Here is an 11,951-nt window from a genome sequence, read left to right as displayed (position 1 = left end):
GTCAGTTTATTTTCAACGATACATTGCCACGTAAAAAACAGCTAATATCCTTAAAATAACATTAGCTGTTTTTCATAATGTATTAATATATGAATGATAACTATATTTCTAAATTACTTAATTTTTGCTGCATCAAATGCTTTTTGAACTGCTTGAACTTCAGCTGTATTCGCACCATATTTATTAGTTGCCACTCGAATACATGCTGATCTCAATTCTTTGAAATTAGAAGTCATGTTTAACTCATCTGTATTTGCATAATAGAAAATATCAAACATTTTATCTTCACCAATTCCTTTAACAGTTACTCCGTTATGAGTTCCGCCTTTTGCAATCAGATACGCAACTTTATTAATAATACTTGAATTAAAATGAACACCGCCTTGATCCCATCCATTAAAATCGTTAAATTCACTGTAATCATCTGGATAAGGCACTCCAAGTGAAGATGGAACAGAAGCTGGGTTTTCCATATCACGGAAAACAGATCCCGTTTGTTCTCCCATTGTCCAGTTAAAGTTTCCATTATTTACGTATTTCTCAATAGATGTTCCCATAATATCAGATAGCGCCTCATTAATCGCACCGGATTCCCCGTAATATTCAAGATTAGATTCGCTAGAAGTAACAGCATGTGTAAATTCATGTCCAGCTACGTCATATGCTTTAACAATAGGATCGCCATATACAAGCATACTTCCATTATTAGCACTTAATGCATTCTGCCAATTTTTCGGATCATTCGTCTCTTCAGAATCCCAAGCGTGTACAACTGAAACTACCTTTTGTCCCTTATTATCAAAGCTATTACGCTTGTATTTATCTTTATAAAAATCAAATACTTTTGTTGCTAAGTAATGAGCACTTACTGCTTTTGGATCGTTAAATGTTGCCGAAGTACTTGTCGCTAATGTACCAGGATAATAGCTTTCTTCTTTAGTAATATCTCTGTAATTCACATCATATGTTTCAATGCCTTGCCCTCTTGTATAATCAGCAAGAGCATATTTGCCATTACTTTGTTTAGAGATACCAAATGAACGATTAATACCTAAATCATCTTTTCCTGTTCCGGTTAATGATGTAAGACTGCTTTGTTTACTTTTCTTTAAAGCTCCAACTAGTTTGTCACTGGCCTTTAAGTTAGATTCTTGTACCATATTTTTTAACATATCACCATTTTGTGCATTTACTAAATAAGTACCAGAAACATAGTTTGGTGTTGCAGCTTCGAAGGTAACTTGGTATGCATTGCTAGCTTGTCCATTATTTTCATCAACAAAAATAACCTCTTTAACTTCTGGCTCAGAAATAAACTTGATATCGTTCCCGTATTTCGTATAAATATATTGTTTTGCTTCATCTTTTGATAGATTAATAGGTTTTTTCAATTCTTCTTGTTTTAAATTTTGCGCGCTATCACCTGAAACACTTTTAATAACACCCTTATTATCTACGTGTGCAGTTAATTGATGTCCATATACTTCTTTTCCTTCGTATGTTTGCTGCATACGCACAAGTGTAGTTCCATCATACGAACCACGTTTTTGAAGGACTTTATAATCTACTCCTGCTTCTCCATTGACTTGTTTTTGGGACAGAGCTTGTTCTGTTTTCTCCTTAAGTGCATCCTTTACTACATTTTCTGGTGCCTTTTGTGACGGCTGTGTAAGTTCACCCGAACGGAACGATTCCTCCTGAATTTGAACTTGTAGTTGATCTGTTTCCTCTGCATGACCTACCCCATATGGTGCCACAGCTGTTAAAGCTAATCCTGTTGTTAATGCTACCTTAGTTAATGTCTTTTTGTTTTTCATTATTTCACCTCGTATAATTTTTGAAATAGAAAGCTTGTACAAAGTATACTGTCTATTAATGTCTAAAAAAAGAGAAAATACACAATTTATGTAACATTATGCAAAATTACATAAATTGTGGTCAATATTATAAATAATGAACGGAACACATATGTACATTAATTTGAATAAAAGAGAGTCCTTATAGGTGCTCACCCAATTGGTTAGTTATTAATTATCTATATTCATTGTAATAAAAGTATACTTACCTCTAAATAACAACATAAAAACCCACTCTTTACTATTGTAAGAGTGGGTTTAATGTTATTAAAATAACAATTACTATAAGAAATTTTATAATTTATATTCTTTTAGTAATCCTACTAAGTTTTTTGTAAAATTCACCTTTTGTCTTTACATGATTAAACTGATTTGGATTAATATTTGCTTTTTGTGAGAGTAATATAATCTCTTCTTTTGAAATTGAGTCTTTCGTATTTATAGATGCTATATTTGTGTATTTTCCGTCTTCTGTTTTTGGAATTTCTAAAATCCCTTTATTCACAAGATCAACTACCGCCTTATGCTCTGAAGAATGTAAATCTACACCAGTAATTTTCCAATTATGCATAACTTTTGGTGTGTATACACCGTTCTTTACCTCTTTTAAATATGTAATAGCAAGGTTACGAATGGTTCCGCCTGTTTCTCCAAATGCATTCTCTTGTTTAGATGACCAAATTTGTTCAAACTTACGCCCCTCTAAAGCTCCACCTTTTGCCTGAAGAGCCTCCATTCTATATGCATTCATTCCCAACGTCATAACATCGCTCATTTTGATTGGTTTGTTTGTACGAATAGAGCGTAAATTTGTAATTCTGCTTCCATGTGGTTTTGTTAAGTCAATTTCGTATTTTACGCCTCCAAAGAAATCGTTCGTACTGTATTTAGATGCACGGCGGGTTTTATCAAAGCTAACGGTTACATCTCCGGCACGAGATGAGTTAAAATATCCTGCTGCCCATTCCATATAGTCTTTTAAATCTTTTCCAGAAATCTTATATACTGTAATTTCTCCCAAGGCATATTGGTAATTGTACGCAATATCTTTTTTCTTAATAGGGCCTGTATCTAAACGGGCATAATCATTATCAATTTGATGGGCTACTACATCTGCTTTACTGTAGTAGAGCATAACTTCATGAAAGAAATCTGATAAAGGTGTTTCTTGAATCTGAACACTTGGAATACCCTTTATTTCATTTTCAGGAACAAGATTTCTACCCTTTAATTGAGCGACTACAACATTTGCATCTCCTCTCGCATATTCGTGAAAAGGTGTTAATGTTTCTTCAAGTGTAGGATCGGATAATATCGTTGTCCCATCAGCATTTTTTACAGGTATAGCGGTAGCAGTTTTATTTTTTAAAGCCAACTTCCCATCTTGCTTTGTAAAAGTAAGGTCAATACGTGAAATATGTGTTCCATATTTATCTGGTTCTGTAATAATTACGCCATTTACAACTTCTTTTTTTACAAGTTTATGCATATGAGCCGCAAAAATAGCACTTAGTTCCGGACAAGCATTTGCAATATCTTGAACACCAGTACCAGGGATACCATTCTCATTTTCTAGTCCCATATGCATAACTCCTACCATTACATCTACTTTACCTTCTAATTCCTTAATTGCCTTTTTCGTCTCTTCTACCGGATTTTTCACCACTAAACCATTTAAGTGATCTGTCCCTTTTTCAAAATCACTAATCATTGGTGTATTCATACCAATAATCCCAACTTTAATTCCACCTTTTTCTACAATTGTATATGCAGGAAGAAAGCGCTCTCCATTTTCCTTATAAATATTTCCTGCTAACGTTTTTCCCTTATATTGCTCACTAACTTTTTTCAATGTATCTAATCCAAAGTTGAATTCATGATTTCCAAATGCCCAGGCATCATATCCCATTGTATTCATCGCTACCATCATTGGCGATTGTGGCTTATCGTTGAATAATTCTACTGAGTTTCCTTGAATTGTATCCCCGGCATCTACTAATATGGTATTTGGATTTTCTTGACGGATCTTCTTTATAACCGTATAAAGCTGCGTCAAACTTCCACTCATATTTGCTCCATCAAGCGCATAATCCCAAGGCATAAATCTACCATGAATATCTGCAGTACCTAACAATGTAATATTAACTTCAGATTCCTCAGCCTTAGAGATAGATGGTTTGACTATTACTGCCGTTCCAAGCAGTAATAAAATTACAAAGTAACATACATAGTTCTTCCATTTCATTTTTTGCATAATAATAATATTTCTCCCCTTTTTGTACTTTCATAAAGTTGCTTGAACTTTAAAAATGTAACTTATTATTCAGGAAACTTCAACTACAAAAGATAATTTTGAAGGTGGTTCTGTTGCAAAAATAAAGAGAATAAATTGCATACATCCCCTAACAGAATTGTATTTTATCGTTTTCTGACAGAATACTCCTTCCTTAAGCGTGTGAAGTGTACTTTCAAAAAAATAACCCCGCTCTTCATTTAAGACGGGGTTACACTTATACAGAAAATCGGATAGTTTCATATTTTCTTAAGCTTATTGGTCACTTTCAACTAATTTCATTCTATTTTTGTTTTCTTCTGAATCAATATGAATCAACCGTTTCCCCTGTTTATAATACGTATCAATAAATAGGGAATAATTTTTACTTTTCAATTTCACAAAGCAATTTTATCTCTTTTATTTGTGAAATATGACGCTGTTCATGTAAATAGATCAATTCTATCCACTGATCAAGGGATAATTCTCCAAGAGCTGGATGCATCACTGATTTTTTCGCTAATATAGACTCATCTTCTATTGTACTCAGGAAACGCATCAATTCTTTTCTTGATTCGTTTAGCATATTGAGCATTTGCTCCACTTCAAATGGTTCTATACTTGGTTCAATCATTTCTGGAGCTATAAACTTTTTCGTTCTATCTAATAAAATAGTGTGAATTTCTTTACGCTCATTTTGGGTACTATCTAACTTTTTTAACCCTGAGGAAATAACTGTTATCACTCTCTCATCTAATAAAACTAAATGATGACAAACTTGTGCAATACTCCATTTATCCTTATCTGGTTTCCTATTAAATTGAGCATCACTCAACAAAGTAATTTCCTCAAATAATTGATCTCTCGTTTCATAAAACTTGTCATTTACAAATATATCCATGTGGATTCTCCTTTCATTGCAACCTACATACTTAAATTTCTACGCTAGAGATATTATCTTCAAAAAAAGTTTTTCTTTCACTACTATTCCAATTTTATTTTAAAGCCACAAATGAACTTATTTGTTTTTTTATATCTTTTTAATTGGCACAAATAAATCAACCTTTAACTTTCCGTCTAGATCTTCAGCAACATTATTTAAGCAAAACTCTAAATTATCTCTATCATAATCTGCATCATACTCACTATTTGGTAGCCACTCTACATACATGTATTGATACGCTTCACTTAATTTATGAGGTTCATCATAGAACTGGTATAGACCATATGTACCTCCATCTAATTTTTTAAATTGCACATCATGATACTTTTCTTTATCGAAGTTTTCAGGAATCGTAACACATGCATCATGCCGGCACTTATGACTTGCAACAAGTTCAGGATTATCCAATGATATTCCGATAAATGATTGCTCTGGTGGATACAGTTTATTTTCAATTGACCAATTCAGTAACTTTCCCCAGTGATCTTGCGGTTCAAAGTAGCTACCAGTTCGTCTTATATACGCTACTTCTAATGGTGGTAATTTTTTTATAACAACTTTCATTTATATCTTCTCCCCTATAAATATGTACACTGTTTAATTAGCTTTCTTTAACATTTATTCCTTCTTAAATAAAAAGAATTCTCTAATCATATAAAGTGAAACTTTAATCAGCGGGAGATGAATTTGAATTGAAATATAATTGATTACTATTACTACTAAAGTAGTATGTACTTTCATACTTTTATTTGATTTTACATTCTTTTTAAATCGATATATTAATTGTAAGAAAATAAAAAGGTGGAGGATTTTAATTGATTAAAGGAATATACGAAGCGCATTTACCAGTGAGTAATTTACAACAATCTATCGAATTTTATGAAAAACTAGGGTTGAAGTTAGCCTGGAGCGATGAATCAACAGCATTCTTTTGGATTGAGGAAGGGAAAAGTTGGCTAGGATTATGGGCGGGCTCTGAATACGAAACAAAATATCATCCTTCTTTACGTCATATTGCATTTAGAGTTTCCTATGAGGATTTAAAAGAATCATTACATTGGTTACACTCACTTCAAATTAAAGCTGTTCCGTTTGGGAGTAATGAATCTATTGAACCCTTTGTCCGTCCACATCAAGGTAATGCATCTGTTTATTTTATTGATCCAGATGGTAATAGCTTAGAACTTATTTGTCATATTGTTGTACCTAACGCACTAAAACATATAACTGATAAATTATCCTTTAAAGATTGGGAGACGCTATTAGCTGACACATTTGAATGAATATTAGTTATAAATCATAATGGCTCGCTTTTATTTTTATAACATGTATAACAATCTTGAATAATAATGTCCTATCAATTTATCATTAAATAAATGTAAAAAATGACCCTATTTATTCATTTTTAATGCGTATGTATGTACATTTGTTAATTTATTCGATATATTATGGGTATTGAATGATTACGTAAAGTGTATAGGTCGCTTATATAACACCTTATATTTTTATATCCGTGAAAACTACAAAGTGTATGAAAATCCATTTGTCAAATGAATTTAGTGCGGAAGGAGGTTTGTGGTTACTTCATAGGGTATAATAATCAGTTTTTTACTGATAAAAATATAGGAGGCGACATAATGTTTCGTACGATTTCAAATTTCATGAGAGTAGCTGAGATAAGAAGGAAAATCCTTTTTACACTAGCGATGTTAATCGTTTTTCGAATTGGCACGTTTATTCCAGTTCCTCATACTAACGCAGAGGTATTAAAAGTACAAGATCAAGCTAACGTTCTAGGTATGTTAAACGTATTTGGCGGAGGAGCATTGCAACACTTCTCAATCTTTGCTGTAGGTATTACACCATATATTACAGCTTCCATCATAGTACAGTTACTACAAATGGATGTTATACCTAAATTTTCGGAATGGGCAAAGCAAGGAGAAATGGGCCGTAAGAAATCAGCTCAATTCACTCGATACTTTACAATCATTCTCGCATTCATACAGGCCATCGGAATGTCTTATGGCTTTAATAATATAGCAGGTGGACAATTAATAACAGATCAAAGCTGGACTACATACTTATTTATTGCGACAGTTTTAACTGCAGGTACTGCATTTTTACTTTGGTTAGGCGAACAAATTACCGCTAACGGAGTTGGTAATGGTATTTCGATGATTATCTTCGCAGGTCTCGTTGCCGCGATTCCAAATGTTGCAAATCAAATTTATTTACAACAATTCCAAAATGCTGGCGATCAGCTATTTATGCACATAATAAAAATTGTTTTAATTGGACTCGTAATTTTAGCGATAGTTGTTGGTGTTATTTACATTCAACAAGCTGTACGTAAAATACCGATCCAATATGCAAAAGCTGTTTCAGGAAACAATCAATATCAAGGAGCAAAAAACACTCATTTACCGCTTAAAGTAAATAGTGCTGGTGTTATACCAGTTATCTTTGCTTCTGCATTTTTAATGACGCCGCGTACAATTGCGCAGCTCTTCCCTGATTCAAGCGTATCAAAATGGTTAGTTGCAAATCTTGATTTCGCACATCCAATTGGAATGACACTTTATGTCGGTCTTATCGTTGCTTTCACATACTTCTACGCATTTATTCAAGTAAATCCTGAACAAATGGCTGAGAATTTGAAAAAGCAAAATGGATATGTTCCTGGTATTCGTCCTGGTAAAGCAACTGAACAATATGTAACTAAAATTTTATACCGTTTAACATTTATCGGTGCAATTTTCTTAGGTGCTATTTCTATATTACCGCTCGTATTCACGAAAATTGCTACGTTACCACCTTCTGCTCAAATTGGTGGTACAAGCTTACTTATCATTGTCGGTGTAGCACTAGAAACTATGAAGACGTTAGAAAGCCAGCTTGTAAAACGTCATTATAAAGGCTTTATTAAAAAAGTGAATTAATTATCAAAAACACAGTTGGTTATTTTTCCAACTGTGTTTTTGATTTTATCAGTCCTGTAATATACAGGGCTGTTGCTTTATTAAACTACATCTCCTTCTCTAATAACCGCCCTTTTTTGAAATAAGTCCGTAGCGTTGAACGATTGGCCAAAAATACACCAATCAATATAAGACAAGCCCCCATTCCCATTGTAGGATTTAAAGGCTCTCCTAAAATGATATATCCCACAATTATTGCAATTAATGGTGATACATATAACCACGTCGATGGAAATACTGGATTTGTTTTTGATAAGAGCCAGTAATATAATCCGTGTCCACCAATCGATCCGATAAATATGAGATATAAAATAGGCCATTGCACACTCCATGAAGTTAATACGGTTACATTTGGTTGTTCTACAATAATAGATGCGATGAGTAGTAAAATCCCTCCATAAAACATTTGAATACCGTTAATAAGAAATGGTGATACATTTGATAAATCTGACAGTATTTCTTTTGAACGAATAGAGCCTATTGCGTAAAATAGCTCCCCTATAACTAAAACAATACAAGCAATACTCCATATGAAACTTACTTGTTGATGCATTCCTGGTAAAGAAACAAATATAACACCTATTAGTGCAATAACTAAAGCAACGAGTTGTTCCTTTTGTAATTTCTCCCTATTCCTCTTTGCTTGTATTAATAAAATCATCATTGGTCCCGTAGCAGAAAGAACAGCAGCTAATCCCGAAGAAATATATTGTTCTGACCAATATAAACTTGCGAATGTCATAAATGTTAAACAAAATCCAGCATACATAATACGTTTTGAAAATATATGTGGCATAATTTCTTTTCGCTTTAATTTAAAAATAATCATAAGGATTATACCCGCTAAAAAGAAACGAATTCCTGCTGAAAACAACGGTGGCGCTCCTGCTTCAATTCCAATTTTAATCGTTAAAAATGTTGTCCCGAAAATAATACATACTAAAATGTAATTAAAAATGACCATTTTACTTCCTCCTTTTTACTCTTAAAATGAGTATAGAGGCTATGGTGTATAACAGTGTATCGGTACATATAACAGTTACTTCAAGTTGTAGTTGATTCCCTATATATTTTTCGCTTTAATTAAATTAAAAAGAAAAATAGGTGAACCTATGAAGATTGTATTGCGTAAAGAATCAAACATACCGTATTACAAGCAAATATATATGCAAATTGTTGAAAGAGTACAAAGTGGTATGCTTTCACATGGTGAATCCCTTCCTTCTTTACGTTGTATGGCCACAGATTTACAAATCAATGTATTAACTGTTCGTAAAGCTTATAAACAGTTAGAAACGAAAGGGTATATACGCATCGAACAAGGAAAAGGTGCTTACATATATAAACGTGTAAAGAAAGATTTCAAACCGATACCGTATAAATGGCAACAATCAAGATCTATTAATGTTATGCGTTCTCAATATGCAATGAATAAACACCGTAAATATTATGATTTTTCACAAGCAATTCTGTATCCCCGTCTGTTACCAAATCCATTTTTGGCAGACGAAATGCATAAATTGCTGGATAAAAATCCGATGTTGTTAGCAACTTATGGGCCAGTTCAAGGCGATTATGAATTGCGAGTTGAAATAGCAAATTACTTAAATGAACACCAGAAATTAGTGACGGACCCATCTCAATTATTAATTACAAGCGGAGCACAACAAGGAATTGATTTAATTGCTCAAACATTATTAAAACCTGGAGATACTGTATTAGTAGAAAGTCCGTGTTACAGTGCCGCGCTTGATGTTTTCATCAATAAAGGTGTTCAAATCATTCCTGTTTCTCTTGATAATCATGGAGTTCGCTCCGACTTAATTGATGATATTTGTCAAAGTAAAAATCCCGTTTTATTGTATACGAATCCGACCTTCCAAAACCCGACAGGTACAGTAATGAGTAAAGAACGAAGAATGGAACTTATAGAACTAGCGGGGCTATATCAATTTTTTATCATTGAAGATGATTCTTTCGGAGAAATATATTTTGAAGATGCTATAATCCCGCCCCCAATCAAAAGTTTTGATAAGGATGGCCACGTAATATATATAAAAGGATTTAGTAAAACGTTAGCACCAGGACTGCGTATCGCGGCGCTTATTGCCGATGGTCCTATTTTTGAATGGCTATATGCAGTAAAAGGTTCAATGGATATCGGTAGTCCTTTATTAACACAAAAGGCACTTCTACCGTTTTTACGTGCAGAACGTATGAAAAACCATTTAGAAAAATTACGTACAGCTTTACAAATGAGACGTGATTTAACAATTGATATATTATCGCCATTAAAAGAACTACACTTTGAAATACCAAATGGAGGTTTTAATTTATGGGTGACACTACCTGATTCGATAGATCCCTTTACCTTATTACAAAAAGCAAATGAAGTAGATGTCTCTTTTTTACCAGGAACAGCTTGTCTATTAAACTACGAAACAAATGATAACCAATTAAGAATTAGCTATTCAATGTTAAACGAGAAAGATATGGAAATTGGATTAGAGAAATTACATGATACAATACGAAAAAGTATTTGTTAGAAGCAATATCACATTAGCCAACAATAAATAATACCCGCAAATGAAAATGTATAGTATGGGATATTATCTATTGTTGAGCTTTTTCGTTATTCTTAACAATCGGTTTTAAAACTTGTCTTTCTTTTAATTCTTCAACACTGCCATATCAATCAATAACGATTGCTTTCATTTCCTCTCCTCCTTGCTGTTTATTTTAATAACATACAATTATTTCTCAAAATTTTTTGTTTTGAATTACCATATACTTATTTTTGGGGGTAATTATGCAAAAAGCATTATAAAGTGAAACTTTAATCATTCCTCACCAATCGGGCTCTTACTGCCCGGCAAATAGCGGGATGAATTTCAAAAAGAATCTTACACACATCTTAGAATTATTCAAAACTGTATTATTAATTAAATTCAAAAGAAATGGGGCTAACGTTATGAGTGAAAAGATATTTAAAATAAACGGTATTGATATATGTACAGAAAGCTTCGGTAACTCTAATGATCCCGCTATTTTATTAATTATGGGAGCTACTTGTTCAATGATATATTGGGATGAAGAATTTTGTGAACAGTTGGCGAACACAGGAAAATTTGTTATTCGCTTTGATAATCGCGATGTTGGACGCTCTGTTACATATGAACCTGGCACTTCAAATTATTCAGTAACAGATATGGCTGAAGATGCAATCGGAGTATTAGACGCTTATCATATTGATAAAGCCCATCTTTTTGGTATGTCATTAGGTGGTATGATTGCTCAAATTGCCGCTGTAAAACATCCCGAAAGAATTTTGACGCTAACTTTACTAGCGACTAGTGTAATAGGATCTGATAATAATACTCGCGATTTACCCCCAATGGATGAAAGGATTTTAACACATCATGTAAAGAGCGCAAGTATAGATTGGACAAATAAAAATGATGTGGCAGAATATTTAGTTTCAGGATCTCGTCTATTATGTGGATCAGAACGAATATTTGATGAAAATAGAGTTTATACACAAGTAAAACAAGAAATAGAACGCGCAAACAATTTATTAAGTATATTTAATCACGCTTTACTTCAAGGTGATGATGCATATGAAGGTGTACTTCACTCCATACAAGCACCAACATTGGTTATTCACGGAACAGACGATACAGCACTCCCATTTGAACATGGCCTCGCACTAATTGATGAAATTCCAAACTCAGTACTATTAACTCTTAAAGGGGCAGGCCATGAAAACCATCCAGATGACTGGGAAAGCATAATTAACGCTGTTTCTAAATATACATCTAAAATTTAGATAAATAACTAATGGAAGGGGGCACAAATTGTGCCCCCTTCTAGTTACAAACAAAAACCCATCACTGTATTCG

Annotated in this window: 9 protein-coding genes; 4 read left to right on the top strand and 5 right to left on the bottom strand. The window is 33.2% G+C overall.

All coding sequences use genetic code 11. From position 1 onward, the window contains the following. Positions 1 to 113 precede the first annotated feature (113 nt). The 4 genes from ACTFSL_RS05415 to ACTFSL_RS05400 form a co-directional block, all read right to left on the bottom strand. Positions 114 to 1,817 (bottom strand): M4 family metallopeptidase, encoded by a 1,704-nt coding sequence (locus ACTFSL_RS05415; RefSeq protein ID WP_000791447.1) that lies wholly within the window; start codon positions 1,815 to 1,817, stop codon positions 114 to 116. A 340-nt stretch (positions 1,818 to 2,157) separates the two neighbouring features. Then, positions 2,158 to 4,110: a bifunctional metallophosphatase/5'-nucleotidase gene (locus ACTFSL_RS05410; protein ID WP_440041322.1), complete on the bottom strand. Its 1,953-nt coding sequence runs from the start codon at positions 4,108 to 4,110 to the stop codon at positions 2,158 to 2,160. 403 nt (positions 4,111 to 4,513) lie between these two features. Beyond that, a complete protein-coding gene (locus ACTFSL_RS05405) occupies positions 4,514 to 5,029 on the bottom strand; it encodes a DinB family protein (RefSeq protein ID WP_440041320.1) in 516 nt (171 codons plus the stop codon). Between the two features lie 129 nt (positions 5,030 to 5,158). After that, positions 5,159 to 5,635, bottom strand: coding sequence for an AraC family transcriptional regulator (locus ACTFSL_RS05400; protein WP_000869612.1), 477 nt, complete (start codon positions 5,633 to 5,635; stop codon positions 5,159 to 5,161). 251 nt (positions 5,636 to 5,886) lie between these two features. On the opposite strand from ACTFSL_RS05400, the gene ACTFSL_RS05395 reads away from it, so the two are divergent. Continuing rightward, positions 5,887 to 6,354, top strand: coding sequence for a VOC family protein (locus ACTFSL_RS05395; protein ID WP_000589640.1), 468 nt, complete (start codon positions 5,887 to 5,889; stop codon positions 6,352 to 6,354). Positions 6,355 to 6,708: 354 nt separating this feature from the next. Further along, a complete protein-coding gene (gene secY, locus ACTFSL_RS05390) occupies positions 6,709 to 8,013 on the top strand; it encodes a preprotein translocase subunit SecY (protein WP_000490135.1) in 1,305 nt (434 codons plus the stop codon). Positions 8,014 to 8,098: 85 nt separating this feature from the next. On the opposite strand, the gene ACTFSL_RS05385 is transcribed toward secY, so the two are convergent. Beyond that, the gene (locus ACTFSL_RS05385; protein ID WP_440041319.1) at positions 8,099 to 9,016 is read right to left on the bottom strand and encodes a DMT family transporter; all 918 of its coding nucleotides are present in this window, start codon (positions 9,014 to 9,016) and stop codon (positions 8,099 to 8,101) included. A 148-nt stretch (positions 9,017 to 9,164) separates the two neighbouring features. Here ACTFSL_RS05385 and pdxR point away from each other — a divergent pair, with 148 nt between their 5' ends. Together pdxR and ACTFSL_RS05375 are read left to right on the top strand one after the other, a co-directional pair. Then, positions 9,165 to 10,598, top strand: coding sequence for a MocR-like pyridoxine biosynthesis transcription factor PdxR (gene pdxR, locus ACTFSL_RS05380; RefSeq protein ID WP_000706780.1), 1,434 nt, complete (start codon positions 9,165 to 9,167; stop codon positions 10,596 to 10,598). A 425-nt stretch (positions 10,599 to 11,023) separates the two neighbouring features. Further along, positions 11,024 to 11,878, top strand: a complete 855-nt coding sequence (locus ACTFSL_RS05375) for an alpha/beta fold hydrolase (protein WP_440041317.1) — start codon at positions 11,024 to 11,026, stop codon at positions 11,876 to 11,878. Positions 11,879 to 11,951: the final 73 nt, after the last annotated feature.

The sequence above is a fragment of the Bacillus cereus group sp. MYBK108-1 genome, from assembly GCF_051917185.1.
Lineage (GTDB): Bacteria > Bacillota > Bacilli > Bacillales > Bacillaceae_G > Bacillus_A > Bacillus_A cereus.
This window is presented reverse-complemented; position numbering and strand designations above follow the sequence as displayed.

Excerpts from the sequence above, each read along its gene's own strand:
- ACTFSL_RS05415 (WP_000791447.1), bottom strand. The coding sequence starts at position 1,817 with ATGAAAAACAAAAAGACATTAACTAAGGTAGCATTAACAACAGGATTA.
- ACTFSL_RS05410 (WP_440041322.1), bottom strand. The coding sequence starts at position 4,110 with ATGCAAAAAATGAAATGGAAGAACTATGTATGTTACTTTGTAATTTTA.
- ACTFSL_RS05405 (WP_440041320.1), bottom strand. The coding sequence starts at position 5,029 with ATGGATATATTTGTAAATGACAAGTTTTATGAAACGAGAGATCAATTA.
- ACTFSL_RS05400 (WP_000869612.1), bottom strand. The coding sequence starts at position 5,635 with ATGAAAGTTGTTATAAAAAAATTACCACCATTAGAAGTAGCGTATATA.
- secY (WP_000490135.1), top strand. The coding sequence starts at position 6,709 with ATGTTTCGTACGATTTCAAATTTCATGAGAGTAGCTGAGATAAGAAGG.
- ACTFSL_RS05385 (WP_440041319.1), bottom strand. The coding sequence starts at position 9,016 with ATGGTCATTTTTAATTACATTTTAGTATGTATTATTTTCGGGACAACA.
- pdxR (WP_000706780.1), top strand. The coding sequence starts at position 9,165 with ATGAAGATTGTATTGCGTAAAGAATCAAACATACCGTATTACAAGCAA.
- ACTFSL_RS05375 (WP_440041317.1), top strand. The coding sequence starts at position 11,024 with ATGAGTGAAAAGATATTTAAAATAAACGGTATTGATATATGTACAGAA.